Raw genomic sequence first — 16,666 nt, 5'->3', positions numbered from 1 at the left:
GGCTATTTGGCAGACCAACAACGCAGCATACGAATTGCTCTAAATAATGCGGGTGAAGGACAATCCTTGTTCGGACCCCAGGATCTATTCCTTAAACTGATCGAACGTGAACTACCGGGAGCGCAAATTGCATCCAGAGAAGCGGAAATCGGCATTCACGGCAGCGCGCGAGAAGTTGAATCCCTCGAGCAGCTGTTCGAGGTGCTGCTGCAGCTGATCCGCAATGGTTACATTTTGACCGAACGGGACGTGCTTTATGCGATTGAGCTTGCGAAGGATTTGCGTGCAGACCAGCTGCTTGATTTGTATAAGGGGGAGATTACGACCACCTTCCGCGGCAAGCCGATCCGGGTCAAGACGATTGGACAGAAGCATTATGTTACGACGATCAAGAAGAGGGATATTGTATTTGGAATCGGGCCGGCAGGTACCGGTAAGACCTATCTTGCGGTTGTGCTCGCTGTCGCAGCTCTGAAGGAAGGGAGCGTCAAGCGCATCGTGCTGACACGTCCGGCTGTAGAGGCTGGCGAGAATCTGGGCTTCCTGCCCGGCGATCTTCAGGAGAAGGTTGATCCTTATTTGCGACCGTTATATGATGCGCTTTATGATGTAATGGGGCCGGATCAGACGGCAAAAGCGCTTGAACGCGGCCTGATCGAGATTGCTCCATTGGCTTATATGCGCGGTCGCACGCTGGACGACTCGTTCATTATTTTGGATGAAGCCCAGAACACGACGCCAGAGCAGATGAAAATGTTCCTGACCCGTCTCGGGTTCGGATCGAAGATGGTTATTACGGGTGACGTCACGCAGATCGACTTGCCAAGAGGCAAGAAGTCAGGGCTGGTGGAAGCCAAAGCGATCTTGAGCGGTATTGAGGAGATCGGCTTCGTATACTTTGCGGAACAGGATGTAGTAAGGCATTCCCTAGTCCAGAAAATTATCGTTGCCTACGACCAAGCAGCCGAAAATCAAGAATAGAGAGGGATTGTCTTAGATGACTTCCAAGGAATTATCGAAAGGCAAAGCGCTTCAGTATAGAAATGGTGGATGGAAGTATAGCGTGGCAACACGCTATCTTCTGTTTTTGTTTATAGCGATATTGTTTTATGTCAGTCTGGCTCCGCAGCTGCTGCCAGAGCGGTATGATATTAAGGTTGGCATGCGCAGCGAGAAGGACATCGTGGCACCGATGCAGATCCCGGACAATAAGGCTACGCTGAAAGCGCAGGAACAAGCGGCCGAACGGGTTCAGCCGATGTACAGTATTATTTTGATGAAGAACGACAGTCTGCTGCTGTCTATGCTGGATCGGATTGAACGGCTGAATCAGGATGATCAGGTATCATCGGAAGATAAAGCCGCCATTTACAAGGATGAAATCCCGCAGCGTATGCAGGATTATGTTCAAAATTTTGTAACGAACAGTAAAGCTTCAGGTGCCTATGGCGAGAAGCTGCTTGAAGAGATGCGCAAGACGATTCAGGAACAGACCTACCGCATTCCCGAAGAGACCTACCTGAAGATTCCCCGTCTGCGTTCTGAAGATATATCTGAAATGAAACTGGTGGCCCGTGATATCGTTCCCCGGCTGATGAATGACCAGATCGCAGATGCCCAGACCGCGAGGGCCAAAGTGGCTGAGATGGTCAGCATCAGTTCCCTTAGTCAGCGGACAGCGCGGGAAGTATTGCAGGAGCTGGTCAAAATGGTCATCACTGCCAATAAATTTTACGACGATGACCTGACCAAGGAGACGAAGGTCCGCGAACGTGAGAACACGCCGCAGGTTTACATCAAGCAGGGAGACGTGTTGGTCAAGAAAGGCGATATCATAACGGAAGAAACGTATGAGCTGCTGGATGAGAACAAGCTGCTGAAGAATGAAGTCAACTATTGGCCGCAGCTGGGACTGGTAATGTTTTCTGCGCTGCTGTCATTGGGACTCCTTATGTATATTCGTCAATCCAACAATCACAAATTCAAGTATAATAATGCCCAGCTGTTAATGATGGTGCTTGTTTTTGTAATTACCATCGGTATTCTTCATCTTGTGGGAATTCTGCAGACGGCAGAGCGGCCATATTTCGGGTATTTGGCTCCGATCGCTATCGGCAGTATGCTGATCACCATTTTGCTGGACATGTCGCTCGCACTGGTATCCTCCATGGTGTTCAGCGTATTGGCAAGCATTATACTGAATGTTCATCAGGGGCAAATATTTGATTTCCATTTTGGCTTTTTCACCATGGTTGTGTCTCTGGCGGCCATGTTTTCGATTCATCGGGCAAGTCAAAGGTCAACCCTGTTTAAGGGTGCAATCATGGTATGTTTATTCGGATCGTTTGCTGTGTTCGCTCTGGCTCTGATTGATCAAGGCAATTGGACGCAGATGACGACGCTTTATGCGGTCGGCTTCGCCTTTGTCGGCGGCTTACTGACAGCTATCCTGGTCATCGGCCTGATGCCGTTCTTTGAAGCGACGTTCGGTATCCTGTCTGCGCTGAAACTTGTTGAGCTGTCCAACCCGAATCATCCGCTGCTGCGCAAGCTGTTGACGGAGACGCCGGGAACGTACCATCACAGTGTAATGGTGGGCAACCTGTCGGAAGCGGCAGCTGAAGCGATCGGTGCGAATGGACTGCTTTGCCGGGTGGGTTCCTATTATCATGATATTGGCAAGACCAAACGGCCATCCTACTTTATAGAGAATCAGAACAATATCGAGAATCCTCATGATTCCATTGATCCGAAAATAAGCAAATCCATTATCATTGCTCATGCCCGAGACGGGGTGGAGATGCAGAAGGAATACAAGCTTCCCAAACCGATCCGGGATATCGCGGAGCAGCATCACGGTACGACTTTCCTGCATTTCTTCTACCATAAGGCGCTGCGCCAGGCAGAAGAGCAGGGAGTCGAACCTGATTTTACAGAGGATGATTTCCGTTATCCTGGACCCAAAGCGCAATCCAAGGAATCGGCGATTGTCGGTATTGCTGATAGTGTGGAGGCTGCAGTCCGCTCACTGCGTCAGCCAACTGTGGATCAGGTGGAATCAATGATTGAGAAAATTATCAAAGGCCGCCTTGATGATCACCAATTTAACGACTGTGATCTCACCATGCGGGAACTGGATGTGGTGTCCCAGACGCTTAAGGAAGCAGTCATGGGAATATTCCACTCACGGATTGAGTATCCGGAAGAAATCAAGAAAACAAAGGCTGCGCAGGATGTCCCTGCGAACGCGCAAAAGGAGAAATCAGAATGAGCCTGCAACTGGCTTGGACGAATGAACAACAAGAATGGGAGATCAAGGAAGCTCTGATTTCCCAATTGGAGAAGCTGCTGCAGAAAGCAGCTGCATCCGAGGGGATCACGGACGGAGAGGTAGCCCTCACTTTTGTGGATGATGAACAGATTCATGAATTGAATCGGGAATACCGCGGGATCGACCGTCCGACAGATGTGTTATCCTTTGCAATGAATGAGTCGCTGGACGAAGAGCTTGATATTGTCTATGAGCTGGAAGAAGGCGAAGAACTGGCTGACGTGCCGGATGTGCTGGGTGACATTATCATTTCTGTCCCTACTGCGATTGCACAGAGCCAGGAGTACGGCCATTCCATCGAACGCGAGATCGGTTTTCTTTTTGTTCACGGCTTCCTGCATCTGTTGGGCTATGATCATCAGGATGATGCCAGTGAAGCGGAAATGATGGGCAAGCAGGAAGCTGTCCTCGCGGAAGTGGGGCTGACCCGATAATGCAGGTCCGGTCATGGGGGGAGACGTTCCGTAATGCGGTTGAAGGACTCGTGTACGGATTGAAGACACAGCGCAACCTGCGTGTGCATACGCTGGCGGCTGTTTTGGCGGTATTCTCAGGTTTCTTCTTCGGCATATCCCGGACCGAATGGCTGTTTCTGCTGCTCGCCATAGCGCTGGTGATGATTTCCGAACTGCTGAATACTGCAATAGAGGCCGTCGTTGATCTGGCTTCACCGCAAATCCACCCCCTGGCCAAGGCTGCCAAGGATACCGCTGCCGGAGCTGTGCTGCTGGCTGCGGTTTTTGCCGTTATTACAGGTGTTCTGATCTTTTATGCGCCTATCATACGTTCCCTTCGCAATTTATGCATAATGTGGTTATAATCATCATACATCAGTATTTATGACACACGGGTGGAGAAGGGAAAGATGAAGATGAAAGATGAACTTTTGATTCAGGAAGCCATTAAGGCAAGCACCAATGCGTATACACCTTACTCTCATTTTAACGTAGGCGCAGCTCTTTTGGATGCAGATGGTCATGTGCACTATGGCTGCAATATTGAGAATGCGGCCTATGGACCGAGCAACTGTGCTGAGCGTACGGCGATGTTCCGTGCCGTGGCGGACGGTCACAAGCCTGGCAGCTTTAAGGCTATTGCCGTAATTGGTGCTACGGATGGTCCCATTTCTCCATGTGGTGTATGCCGCCAGGTCATGGTTGAGCTGTGTGCTCCGGATATGAAGGTGATCCTTGGCAATCTCAAAGGGGATATCCAGGTGACGACGGTTGCTGAGCTCCTTCCGGGAGCTTTTGGCCCAGCACATCTCGACGAAGCAAAAAAATAAATTGGGCGTATGCCCGGAGGTTAATAGATGGCAGAACAGAAATTCAAATCCGGTTTTGTGGCGATTGTCGGTCGTCCTAACGTGGGCAAATCGACATTAATGAATCAGGTTATCGGACAAAAAATAGCAATTATGTCTGACAAGCCGCAAACGACACGCAACAAAATTCATGGCGTGTATACTACGGATCATTCCCAGATCGTATTCCTGGATACACCCGGTATTCATAAAAGGCAGTCCAAGCTGGGTGACTACATGAACAACACCGCTCTGAACACGCTGAAGGAAGTCGAAGCGGCTTTGTTTCTCATTGATGCTTCCGAGGGACTGGGCGGCGGTGACCGCTTTATTGCAGAGCAGCTCAAGAAGGTTTCAACCCCAGTCATACTTGTCTTGAACAAAATTGATCTCATTGAACCGGAAGCACTGCTGCCGCTGATTGAGGGATACCGTAAGCTGCATGACTTTGCAGAGATCGTGCCGATTTCAGCCAAGCTGGGCAGCAATGTGAACACCTTGCTGGAGCAGCTGGCGAAATATCTACCTGAAGGTCCGCAGTATTACCCGGCTGATCAGATTACCGATCATCCTGAGCAGTTTGTCTGTGCTGAACTGGTACGTGAGAAAATCCTGCATATGACCAGGGAAGAGGTGCCTCACTCCATTGCAGTAACCATTGAGGATATGCGTGTGGAAGAGAACGGCACCGTGTACATTTCGGCAGTGATCTTTGTGGAGCGTGATTCCCAGAAGGGCATCATTATCGGTAAGCAGGGCGCCATGCTTAAGGAAGTAGGTCGCCAGGCTCGCCAGGATATCCAGAATCTGCTCGGGTCCAAGATTTTTCTGGAGCTGTGGGTTAAAGTGAAGAAAGATTGGCGCAATCAGGAACGCGTCCTTCGTGACCTTGGCTTTCACCGGGACGCTTAGGCTGGAATGTCGGTAGGGATTGATGTCCGCCCTCGTCCGTGAAGTCTCCTGCCAGTTATTACAACGCATAGATGTTCCCGCTGAATTCCATCCTAATCTCACAGGCAGACGCCGTTTCCAAAGAGAGGATGAATACGAATGCGGGATTTTTCGTGGAAGTATTTTACGTTGACTGGAGATGTCGATGCTTACATGCTGTACAAGGCAGCGGTGGGACAGGCTCAGGAGGAGATTGCTGCTGGAGGAGAGCGGAACGAAGATGAAGAAACCGCTGAGTAATTGGTTTGTTCAGGAATGCTTGGGGGATGAAGCATGCTATACAGGGTGCAGGGGATTGTCATCCGCAGCATGGATTACGGCGAAGGGAACAAAATCATTACGCTTTGCACCGAAAACGGCAGCAAAGTAGGTGTGCTGGTCCGCGGGGCCAAGAAACCTAAAAGCCGCCATGCTGCACTGACACAGCCGTTTACCCACGGTGAATATGTATTTTTCAGAAACAGCGGTCTGGGGACGCTGAATTCCGGTGAGATTATCCAATCTCACCATTCTTTACGTGAGGATATTGTGAAGGCTGCTTATTCCTCTTATGCCTGTGAGCTGCTGGACCGGGTTCTGCAGGATGAGGAGACAGGCGGCTTCTGGTTTCGACAGCTGCAGGCTTGCCTTGAAGCGCTGGAGAATGACAAAGACCCGCAAGTTATCATTAATTTATATGAGATGAAAATACTGCAAAGCGCCGGCTATGGGCCGCAGCTGGATGCCTGTATCTCCTGCGGGCGCGAGGAGCTGGATGAAGAAGCCAGAATCAGCCCGCGGTTGGGCGGTATTCTGTGCAGGTACTGCAAGCATCACGATCCGCCGGCCCTTAAGGTGGATGCACGTACTTTGAAGCTGCTGCGTTTGTTCGTACGCCTTGACCTTCAGCGTCTGGGTAACGTAACGGTAAGTGAAGCTACCCGGAGCGAGATCAAGCATATCATGCGTCAGTTTATGGATATGCAGCTTGGACTCCATCTGAAGTCGCTTCATTTTTTGGATCAGCTGGACAGGTACAATCTGCAGTGAATGGCGAGGGCTGTGCAGCAGGTGTCAGGTATTGACTTTCGGTCGGCGACTGTGTAAAATCATATTAAATATCTCATTTTGGTAATGAGACATGCATTGAACGAGCAGTAGCGGAGTGATCCTGACATCTAGCGAGCCGGGGAAGGTGGAAGCCTGGCGGAAGGTTATTCGTGAACGGCACTCGGGAGCATGAATTGGACTCGGAAAAGTGGATTGCTTCGCTATCATGGATGAAGTAATCAAGTAGGGTGGAACCGCGGGAATTAACTCTCGTCCCTATGTCTGTGCAGCAGGCGTAGAGACGAGGGTTTTTTGTGTCTTTTGCCGTGCTGCCAGCGAGAACCTTGTATTACATTTGATTAAAAAGGAGCTAGTCCGATGAATTTTCAGCAGATGATTCTGACGCTGCAGCAGTTTTGGGCGGAACAGAACTGTATTATCGTGCAGCCATACGACACGGAAAAAGGTGCAGGTACGATGAACCCGATGACCTTCCTGCGCTCACTGGGGCCCGAGCCATGGAAAGTGGCTTATGTCGAGCCTTCCCGCAGACCGTCGGACGGCCGGTATGGTGAGAACCCGAACCGTCTGTACCAGCATCATCAATTCCAGGTTATTATTAAGCCTTCTCCGGATAACATTCAGGATATTTATCTAGAGAGCCTAAAGCGCTTGGGTATCGATCCTCTTCAGCATGATATCCGTTTTGTTGAAGATAACTGGGAAAATCCTTCGCTGGGCTGCGCAGGACTTGGCTGGGAAGTATGGCTGGACGGTATGGAGATTACCCAGTTTACGTATTTCCAGCAGGTGGGCGGTATTGAAGCGAGTCCGGTATCTGTTGAAATCACATATGGTATGGAACGTCTTGCTTCCTACATTCAGGAGAAAGAAAATGTGTTTGAACTGGAATGGGTCGAAGGCATTGCCTATGGAGACGTATTCCATCAGCCGGAATTTGAACATTCCAAATACACGTTCGAAGTTTCCGATGTCAAAATGCTGTTCACGCTGTTCAACATGTATGAGGAAGAAGCTAAGAATGCCATGGCACAAAATCTGGTATTCCCGGCCTATGATTACGTGCTGAAATGTTCCCACACCTTCAATCTTCTCGATGCACGCGGGGCCATTAGTGTAACGGAGCGTACAGGCTATATTACCCGGGTGCGTAATCTGGCTCGCCAGGTTGCTGCAACTTATCTGGAGGAACGTGAGAAGCTCGGCTTCCCATTGATTAAAAAAGGAGGTGCGGAGCATGTCTAAGGATCTCTTGTTCGAAATCGGTCTGGAAGAAGTGCCAGCGCGCTTTATACCTGGAGCGATCACCCAGCTCAAAGACCGGTTGAGCAAATGGCTGGATGAATCCAGAATCGCACACGGTGAGGTTAGGACATTCGCAACACCACGCCGCCTGACGGTGCTGGTGGAGCAGGTAGCTGAAAAGCAGGAAGACGTTCAAGAAGAAGTGAAAGGTCCTTCCCGCAAAATCGCCCTCGATGATCAAGGCGGCTGGAGCAAGGCAGCACTTGGTTTTGCTAGAAGCCAGGGCGTTGATCCGGAGCAGTTTACGTTCCGTGAACTGGGTGGGGTTGAATATATCTATGCCTCGAAGAGCAGTGTAGGTGTACCTACTACAGAGGTGCTTGGAGACGGATTGCTGCAAATTCTGCATGCCATGACCTTCCCTAAGTTTATGCGCTGGGCTTCCTATGATTTCAAATTTGTTCGTCCGATCCGCTGGATCGTGGCTCTGTTCGGAACCGACATTATTGATCTTGAAGTGACGGGTGTCCGAGCGGGCAATGTTACACGGGGACATCGTTTCCTGGGACAGGATGCAGTTATCGCCGAACCTTCAGAATACGTGGAACGTCTGCGCGAGCAGCATGTCATTGCTGACGTTGAGGAGCGCAAGGCATTGATTCTGAAGCAGATCAACGAACTGGCCGAGAGCAAAGGCTGGACCATTGCGATCAAGGATGATCTGCTGGAAGAAGTGTTGTACCTGGTTGAAACGCCGACGGCTCTGTTCGGTACTTTTGAGGAGTCGTTCCTGAATATCCCGCAAGAAGTTCTGATTACTTCCATGCGCGAGCATCAGCGCTATTTTCCGGTCCTGGGCAAAGACGGGCAGCTGCTGCCTTACTTTGTTACTGTGCGTAACGGCGGTTCAGAATCCCTGGATGTCATTGCAAAAGGCAATGAGAAGGTGCTGCGCGCACGTCTCTCGGACGCCAAGTTTTTCTATGAAGAAGATCAGAAGCTGGAGATTAAAGACGCCATATCCAAGCTTGAAAGTGTCGTATTCCATGAAGAGCTGGGTACAGTAGGGGATAAGCTGCGCCGCATCCGTAAAATTGCTGACCAGCTGGCGGCCAAACTGGAAGTGTCTGCAGATACAGCTGAATCCGTAAGCCGTGCTGCTGACATCTGCAAGTTCGACCTTGTCACACAAATGGTCTATGAGTTTCCTGAACTCCAGGGCGTTATGGGCGAAGATTATGCCCGTAAAGCTGGTGAAAAGGAAGAGGTTGCCAAAGCTGTATTCGAGCACTACCAGCCGCGTTCTGCTTCCGACAGCCTGCCTTCCACACTAACAGGCTCCATTGTCAGCATTGCAGACAAAATGGATACCATTGTCGGCTGCTTCTCGATCGGTATTATACCAACTGGATCCCAGGATCCATACGCACTGCGCCGTCAGGCCCAGGGTGTCGTGCAGATTTTGCTGGACAACAAGCTGACAGTTTCCCTCTCGGATGTTTTCGGAATTGCGCTTGAAATTCATGAAAATATGCGGATTTTGAAACGTTCGGGTGATGAAATTCGTAAAGATCTGTATGAGTTCTTTGGCCTTCGCGTGAAAAAGCTGCTGTCCGAAACCCTGCGTTATGATGTGGTAGATGCGGTAATCACGGCTGGATTTGACCAAGTAAGCTCTGTGGTTGCCCGCGGTGCTGCATTGATGGATGTAGTAGGGAATAAAGAGACATTCAAAGAAACCGTTGAGTCCTTCAACAGGGTCAGCAATCTGGCAGCTAAGTCTACACAGACTCGAGTTACACCAGAATTGTTCCAGGAAGAAGCGGAGTCTTCCCTGTTCACGGCATGGCAGAATGCAACAATACGATACAAAGATGCTCTTGCCAGTGAGAGTATGGCAGAAGCATTGGAACTGGCCGGCGGCCTTACCCCGAGCATTACGACGTTCTTTGATTCGGTCATGGTTATGGCCGAAGATGAGGCTGTCCGGGTGAATCGCCTGGCGCTGCTTGCTTCCATTGACGGGGATCTCAAGAAATTCGCAGATTTTTCAAAGTTGGTGTGGTAGTCTAGTCAGGCTACGGCTCATCATATTTCTAGTGTATGAAGCAAGCCTGAATACGGGTATAAATATACGGAACGGCGTGCAAGGCAGGTCTTTTGCACCCGTTCCGTCTTTTGACTTGTTGGGATCTCTGCAAATTGTTTCAGTCTTGTTACATGAGCGGAAGGATTTTGTTCCGACGAAGCGTATATTATATATAAGAGTTGTTTTACAGCTGTTGGATCAGGGTAAAGTTTGGTTTATGCAGACGGCAATAGAGGAAATTTATTTTTGAAGGAAACCGGTGATACTCTGATGACTTCAGCAGTACAGTATAAAATTGTTGTTGACGGTGATGCATGCCCTGTGAAAAAAGAGATTGCCGACACGGCGGCCAGCTTCAATCTTCAGGTTCTGCTGGTCTCCTCATTCGATCATCTTCTGAAGGGAGCCGGCCACGTATCGACGGTGCAGGTAGACCGAAGCGATCAAAGCGCAGACTTGTATATTGCCAATCACATTGCAAGAGGCGACGTCGTAGTTACCGGTGACTATGGACTCGCTGCATTGGCGCTTGCGAAGGGCTGTCATGTTATTTCTTTTCGCGGACAGAACTATTCCAACGAGAACATCGACTTTATGCTGGACCAGCGCCATGTCTCGGCCAAAGCCAGGAAGCAGGGGAAGTATGGCAAGGGACCGAGAAAGTTTACAGAGGAAGACCGGGTATTTTTTCAACATAAATTGACAAAACTTTTGCAAAAATTGCAGGAGAATCAACTTTCATAGCGAATTATATTTACGTGCTAAAGGAGCATTTTGTGCCTAATCATCTATGGCCTTATACCTGTTTTTTATTTGGGGATGATACAAAATGCTGAAAGAGACGAAGGTGGTTAATGTGAGTGCAGGACAGGGCAGTATACCGGAAGATATCATTGAATCCGTTCTGAATCAGAATGATATCGTAGACACGGTAAGCAAGTATGTGCATCTGACCAAACAGGGTAAATATATGAAAGGCCTTTGCCCATTCCATTCAGAGAAAACCCCTTCTTTTACGGTGACGCCGGATCGTCAGATTTTCTACTGCTATGGCTGCGGCAAGGGTGGTAATGCCATCAAATTCAGGATGGAAATCGAAGGACTCTCCTTTCCCGAAGCTGTCAGAACCATGGCGGAAGAAAGCCACATCCCTCTTGGAGAATGGCAGGGGCGTGACAGCGCGCATCATCAGAGCCCTGAAGTGGGCAGACTGCTTGAGGCTCATGAACTGAGTGCTAAGCTGTATCATTTTCTGCTGAAGAATACGGAGCATGGCAAGGAAGCAATGGATTATCTGAGGTCCCGCGGGATCAACGATAAAATGATTGACCAGTTTCAGATTGGATACGCGCCTAACCGATGGGATACGCTGGTGCAGTTTCTGGAGAAGCGCGGATTCGATCTCGGTGAGATGGAGAAGGGCGGCCTCTTGTCTGCAAGACAAGAAGGCAGCGGTTATGTTGACCGTTTCCGTGACAGGGTCATGTTCCCCATTGCCAACCGCAACGGACAGGTTATTGCTTTTGCGGGCCGTATTATGGGTGAAGGGCAGCCAAAGTACCTCAATTCACCGGAGAGCAGGTTGTTCAACAAAAGCCGGACGCTTTATAACCTGAACCTCGCCAAGACCAGCATACGCAAGCTTCGGCAGAGTGTCCTGTTTGAAGGCTATGGGGATGTAATCTCCGCGTGGGAAGCAGGGGTGCAGAACGGTGTTGCGAGCATGGGTACATCTCTTACTGAGAACCATGCCTTAATGCTCAAGGGAATATGCGACGAAGTCATAATCTGTTATGATGGAGATTCGGCCGGACAAGCAGCAGCAATGAAGAGCCTCCCCATCTTGGAACAGGCGGGGCTGCATGTCAAAATTGCCGTCATCAGCGGCGGTCTTGACCCGGATGATTTTATCCGCAGACACGGAAGTGACCGGTTTGTCCACGGAGTCATTGAGAGCGCCGTTTCGCCAGTGAAATTTAAGCTTATATATCTTAAAAAAAACCATATACTGCTAGAGGAAGATGGTCGTATTTCCTACTCGCGTGAAGCGTTGAAGATTATTGCACCGCTAGCGTCACCGACCGAGAGGGAAGTATACTTGAGGGAACTGGCATCAGAAGTCAAGGTTGATTATGAGACGTTGAAGCAGGAATGCAACCTCATGCGCCAATCCATGCTAAAAAAGCAGCAGGTTGGGGATAATAACGACAATTCGTGGAATAATGGTAGGCATAAAAAAGTACGGGTGCCCGCACCCAATTTGCTTCCGGCTTACCATGTAGCGGAACGCCGACTGCTCTCCTGGATGCTTCAGGATGAGGAAGCTGCGCGGTATGTTGAAGAACATCTGGGTGATGCGTTTAACATTGATGATCATGCAGCCATTGCTGCTTATCTATATGCCTATTATGCGCAGGGCAAGCCGCCGGACACAAGCCGTTTCATCTCATCGCTGCAGGACGACCGTCTTGAGAAGACAGTCAGCTCCATCTCCATGATGGATACCCCAGGCGGTTGGGATCATCAGACGCTGGACGACTATATACGTGAAGTCCGTAAGATGCCGGTACAGCAGGAGATTGACCGCAAACGCGAAGAAATGATTGCTGCTGAACGTTCTGGTGATTTTTTGCGTGCTGCACAAATTGCAAGTGAGATTATAGCCCTAGAGAGACAGTGATATGCAGAAACGCTTAAGGTTTCTAGGGAGGAGGGAGTCGAAATATGGCGAATGATCAGCATACTGAACTAGAAACAGAACTGACACTGGATCAGGTGAAGGACCAACTGATTGAACAAGGTAAGAAGAGATCTTCCTTGAACTACAAAGAGATTATGGAGAAATTATCGCCATTCGATCAAGACCCGGAACAAATGGATGAGTTCTATGAGCAGCTGGGGGATCTTGGCATTGACCTGGTCAATGAGAATGATGAGGAAATTAACCCGCTTCGTCAGGAAGGGGACCGGGAGAACAATGAAAGCGATGAATTCAATTTCGACGATGACCTGAGTCTCCCGCCGGGGATCAAGATCAATGACCCGGTTCGTATGTACCTGAAGGAGATTGGCCGTGTGCCGCTGCTGTCAGCGGACGATGAAGTGGAGCTTGCCAAGCGGATCGGTAATGGGGATGAGGAAGCCAAACGCCGTCTGGCTGAAGCCAACTTGCGTCTCGTTGTAAGTATTGCGAAAAGATATGTAGGCCGGGGCATGCTGTTCCTGGATCTAATCCAGGAAGGCAATATGGGTCTGATCAAAGCGGTTGAGAAGTTCGACTATGAGAAAGGTTTCAAATTCAGTACCTATGCGACCTGGTGGATTCGTCAGGCCATCACCCGTGCGATCGCCGACCAAGCAAGAACTATCCGTATTCCGGTACACATGGTTGAAACCATTAACAAGCTGATTCGGGTATCCCGTCAGCTGCTGCAGGAACTGGGACGCGAACCAACACCGGAAGAAGTTGCGGCTGAGATGGATCTCAGTGTCGAGAAGGTGCGGGAAATTATGAAGATTGCCCAAGAGCCGGTATCCCTTGAGACACCGATCGGTGAAGAGGACGATTCCCATTTGGGAGACTTCATTGAGGATCAGGAGGCATTGGCGCCTGCGGATGCTGCTGCCTATGAGCTTCTCAAGGAACAGCTGGAAGATGTGCTCGATACGCTTACGGAACGGGAAGAGAATGTGCTGCGTCTGCGTTTCGGTCTGGATGACGGCCGTACCAGAACACTGGAAGAAGTGGGCAAGGTATTTGGCGTAACCCGTGAACGGATTCGTCAGATTGAAGCCAAGGCACTACGTAAGCTGCGCCACCCTAGCCGCAGTAAGCGGCTGAAAGATTTCCTCGAATAACAAGCGTAAACCAGGACCGTCTGCAGCTTTGTGCAGCGGTCCTTTTTTTGCGGCTATACAGATCATCTCAATGCAAATGATGGGGGAGTTGCACGGGTGAACCGGGACAAACGTGATATCATACTTGATGAGATTGAGCACTGGCGGAGCAGCAGGCTGCTTCCAGAGCATTACTGCGATTTTTTATCCAATCTGTATGATGAAGAACAGCAGCAGAAGGAACGACGCACGTTATCGATGGCTGCCCTGAAGCAGGGAAGCCTGAAATCCTGGCTGCTTTCTTTTGTCATAATTTCCTTGATTTTCTTTATAGGGTTTTATTTTAGCTCTTTTCCATGGCCATTGCAAATGGCATCAGCCGTGTTATCGGCAGGAATCTGTTACGGTTTTGCGGCCATTCGCAGGCGGGCGGATTTTACACTCAGTCTAATCATTGCGGGGGTTGGCAGCCTGCTGCTGCTCGGATTGGGGGCCTGGATGATCTCATTGCATGAGGTGGATCCGGATAAAGGTATACCTATATTGATCGGTGTATGCAGTGTGATATGGTGTGTAGTAGGATTTTTCCTTGAACTGGGTATTCTATATTACTGCGGCTTGGTTGGAGCTGTTCTCTTGTATGCCGTTCTGTTCGGGCAGTACCGACCGGATATGGCCTGGCCGTTCCTGCAGTTGTTCTGGCTCCCGCACAGCATGCTCCTCCTATGGTTAACCTGGCTGGTCTATCAGCGCTGGCCGCATCGCACCAAGGCGCTGTTCGGCCTGTCGGTAACGGTCTGGTTTATGCCGGAAGCGGATGCTCTGCTGCTGCGGGGGCTCACCCCGCCAGGGATTGCCGGTTGGGTTATTATTAAAATTGCTGTAAGTTTGATATTATTGTTCGTGACTCGAAAAAAATGGATAGCGTGGGTGTCTTCATGAAATTATCTCAACGATTACAACGAATTATGGAACAAATTCCGGCCGGCAGCAAACTTGCTGACATTGGTTCAGACCATGCACTGCTGCCTGTTGCCGCCATACAGAGCGGCACAGTGGTGCGTGCAGTTGCTGGCGAAGTCAACACAGGTCCTTATGAAGCCGCGCTCAAGCAGGTGGCTGCTGCCGGGCTTCAGAACTCCATTCAGGTGCGCAAGGGAGACGGTCTGGAGGTCGTTCAGCCCGGCGAGGTGGATGTGATTACAATCGCAGGAATGGGCGGTGCGCTCATTGCCTCCATTTTGGACCGGGGCCTGGACAAGCTTGAAGGAGTTCAACAGCTCGTTCTGCAGCCGAATGTCGGTGAAGATATTTTGCGCAGCTGGCTGATTGAGCATGACTGGGTTTTGGTGCATGAGCAGATTCTGGAGGAGGACGGCAAGATTTACGAAATTCTAACAGCCATTCCGGCTGCAGTTAGTCCACTGGCTCAGGAAGAGCTGTACCGCCCCCGTCCCCTGCAGGAGAATGTCATACTGACCCGTGAGCTGCTGATCGCGATGGGCCCTTACCTGGTTGATCGTCCCAATGCGGTTTTCCACACCAAATGGCGCGAGGAAATAGGTAAACTGCAGGGAATTATCGCTCAATTGTCCAGGTCTGATCTGGACAGTGCGCGCGAGAAAGCCGATGAGATTCGTGAGCGAATTCAACGTATCGAGGAGGTTCTCTTATGTTTGCAAAAGGACAGACCGTAATCAGCTGCATGGAGCAGCTTGCACCTAAGCATCTGGCTGTGCCTGATGACCGGATCGGCCTGCAGCTGGGAAGTCTGCAGAAGGATATAAAGCATGTATTGATTGCTCTGGATGTCAATGACGAGGTGGTTGAAGAAGCGATTGCTTTGGACGCGGATCTGATTATCGCACATCATGCCATCATTTTCAGACCTCTTAAATCGTTAAATACGGATCAGCCAGCAGGCAAACTGTATGAAAAGCTCATCAAACATGACATAGCCGTCTATATCAGCCATACAAATCTGGATTCAGCCCAAGGTGGGATGAATGACTGGATGGCCGATGCGCTCGGAATCCAGAATGGCATTCCTCTGGAAGAAGTATACACAGAGACATTCAGCAAGCTGGTCACTTTTGTGCCTGCCACTCATCATCAGGCGGTATTGGATGCCGTATGGGGAGCTGGTGCCGGCACTATTGGGCAATATGCGAAGTGCAGCTTTAGTAATGAAGGTGCCGGCACTTTTCTGCCTCAGGAAGGAACAAAGCCGTTTACAGGCAAACCCGGCAAGCTGGAACGAACGGAGGAAGTCCGCGTAGAGATTCTGGTTCCCTCATCGTTGGCCTCCAAGGTCGTCCAGGCTCTCGTGAAGGCGCATCCGTATGAGGAGCCTGCTTATGATCTGTATCCGGTGGAAGCAAAAGGACAGGCCTATGGTCTCGGCAGAGTCGGAAAACTAGCTCGGCCGCAGACGCTGGGAGAGTTTGCCGAGGTTGTCAAACGTGCGCTTGATGTACCTTTCGTGCGGGTTGTGGGAGATGACAGCCGTATGGTGAAGAAAGCTGCGGTGCTCGGCGGATCCGGAAGCCGTTATGTGAATAAGGCCCTCTTCAAAGGCGCCGATGTGCTGGTAACCGGTGATATTGACTACCACACGGCTCATGATGCCTTAATGGCGGGTATTGCCCTGATTGATCCCGGTCATAATGCGGAGAAGATGATGAAGGCTAAAACGGCTGACTGGCTGCGGACCAAGCTGGAGGAGAAGCGCTGCGAGACGCAGGTTCATGTCTCCCAGATCAATACAGAACCGTTCCGTTTGGTCTGAGGAATTGGGGACAGAGGAAAAGGCAGGTTGTCCTTCCCGCTATTGGGGGTTGTCTCGGACGACAGGACCCTG

At 50.2% G+C, this 16,666-nt stretch carries 16 protein-coding genes; all 16 read left to right on the top strand.

Features of this window, described 5'->3' with window-relative positions:
• Nucleotides 1-6: 6 nt before the first annotated feature.
• The 16 genes from Q5741_RS03415 (at nt 7) to Q5741_RS03340 (ending at nt 16,594) form a co-directional block, all read left to right on the top strand.
• Entirely contained in the window at nt 7-981 is a 975-nt protein-coding gene (locus tag Q5741_RS03415) for a PhoH family protein (protein WP_305022620.1), read from the top strand.
• 16 nt (nt 982-997) lie between these two features.
• A complete protein-coding gene (locus tag Q5741_RS03410; RefSeq protein WP_305022619.1) occupies nt 998-3,271 on the top strand; it encodes an HD family phosphohydrolase in 2,274 nt (757 codons plus the stop codon).
• Nucleotides 3,268-3,765, top strand: coding sequence for an rRNA maturation RNase YbeY (ybeY, locus tag Q5741_RS03405; protein ID WP_305022618.1), 498 nt, complete (start codon nt 3,268-3,270; stop codon nt 3,763-3,765). Before Q5741_RS03410 ends, ybeY begins: the two co-directional genes overlap by 4 nt.
• Nucleotides 3,765-4,151 carry a diacylglycerol kinase family protein gene (locus tag Q5741_RS03400; RefSeq protein WP_305022617.1) on the top strand — a complete coding sequence of 129 codons (387 nt, stop codon included), beginning with the start codon at nt 3,765-3,767 and terminating at the stop codon, nt 4,149-4,151. The genes ybeY and Q5741_RS03400 overlap by 1 nt, the downstream gene beginning before the upstream one ends.
• A 51-nt stretch (nt 4,152-4,202) precedes the next feature.
• Nucleotides 4,203-4,616, top strand: coding sequence for a cytidine deaminase (locus Q5741_RS03395; RefSeq protein WP_305022735.1), 414 nt, complete (start codon nt 4,203-4,205; stop codon nt 4,614-4,616).
• Nucleotides 4,617-4,643: 27 nt separating this feature from the next.
• Entirely contained in the window at nt 4,644-5,546 is a 903-nt protein-coding gene (gene era / locus Q5741_RS03390) for a GTPase Era (protein WP_305022616.1), read from the top strand.
• A 138-nt stretch (nt 5,547-5,684) separates the two neighbouring features.
• Nucleotides 5,685-5,825, top strand: coding sequence for a YqzL family protein (locus Q5741_RS03385; protein ID WP_305022615.1), 141 nt, complete (start codon nt 5,685-5,687; stop codon nt 5,823-5,825).
• Nucleotides 5,826-5,858: 33 nt separating this feature from the next.
• Nucleotides 5,859-6,614, top strand: coding sequence for a DNA repair protein RecO (gene recO / locus Q5741_RS03380; RefSeq protein WP_305022614.1), 756 nt, complete (start codon nt 5,859-5,861; stop codon nt 6,612-6,614).
• A 378-nt stretch (nt 6,615-6,992) separates the two neighbouring features.
• Nucleotides 6,993-7,880 carry a glycine--tRNA ligase subunit alpha gene (gene glyQ / locus Q5741_RS03375; protein ID WP_305022613.1) on the top strand — a complete coding sequence of 296 codons (888 nt, stop codon included), beginning with the start codon at nt 6,993-6,995 and terminating at the stop codon, nt 7,878-7,880.
• On the top strand, nt 7,873-9,948 hold the full coding sequence (gene glyS, locus Q5741_RS03370; RefSeq protein ID WP_305022612.1) for a glycine--tRNA ligase subunit beta: 2,076 nt from the start codon (nt 7,873-7,875) through the stop codon (nt 9,946-9,948). Before glyQ ends, glyS begins: the two co-directional genes overlap by 8 nt.
• A 291-nt stretch (nt 9,949-10,239) precedes the next feature.
• Nucleotides 10,240-10,713 carry a YaiI/YqxD family protein gene (locus Q5741_RS03365; RefSeq protein WP_305022611.1) on the top strand — a complete coding sequence of 158 codons (474 nt, stop codon included), beginning with the start codon at nt 10,240-10,242 and terminating at the stop codon, nt 10,711-10,713.
• Nucleotides 10,714-10,798: 85 nt separating this feature from the next.
• On the top strand, nt 10,799-12,649 hold the full coding sequence (gene dnaG / locus Q5741_RS03360; RefSeq protein WP_305022610.1) for a DNA primase: 1,851 nt from the start codon (nt 10,799-10,801) through the stop codon (nt 12,647-12,649).
• Between the two features lie 44 nt (nt 12,650-12,693).
• Nucleotides 12,694-13,827 (top strand): RNA polymerase sigma factor RpoD, encoded by a 1,134-nt coding sequence (gene rpoD, locus Q5741_RS03355; protein ID WP_305022609.1) that lies wholly within the window; start codon nt 12,694-12,696, stop codon nt 13,825-13,827.
• A gap of 96 nt (nt 13,828-13,923) precedes the next feature.
• On the top strand, nt 13,924-14,748 hold the full coding sequence (locus tag Q5741_RS03350; protein ID WP_305022608.1) for a hypothetical protein: 825 nt from the start codon (nt 13,924-13,926) through the stop codon (nt 14,746-14,748).
• The gene (locus Q5741_RS03345) at nt 14,745-15,503 is read left to right on the top strand and encodes a tRNA (adenine(22)-N(1))-methyltransferase (RefSeq protein ID WP_305022607.1); all 759 of its coding nucleotides are present in this window, start codon (nt 14,745-14,747) and stop codon (nt 15,501-15,503) included. The genes Q5741_RS03350 and Q5741_RS03345 overlap by 4 nt, the downstream gene beginning before the upstream one ends.
• Entirely contained in the window at nt 15,479-16,594 is a 1,116-nt protein-coding gene (locus tag Q5741_RS03340) for a Nif3-like dinuclear metal center hexameric protein (RefSeq protein WP_305022606.1), read from the top strand. Before Q5741_RS03345 ends, Q5741_RS03340 begins: the two co-directional genes overlap by 25 nt.
• The last annotated feature ends 72 nt before the right edge of the window (nt 16,595-16,666 follow it).

This window comes from Paenibacillus lacisoli (genome assembly GCF_030580655.1).
Lineage (GTDB): Bacteria > Bacillota > Bacilli > Paenibacillales > Paenibacillaceae > Paenibacillus > Paenibacillus lacisoli.
Note: the sequence above shows the minus strand (reverse complement) of the source record. Positions and strands in the feature narration are given on the sequence as shown.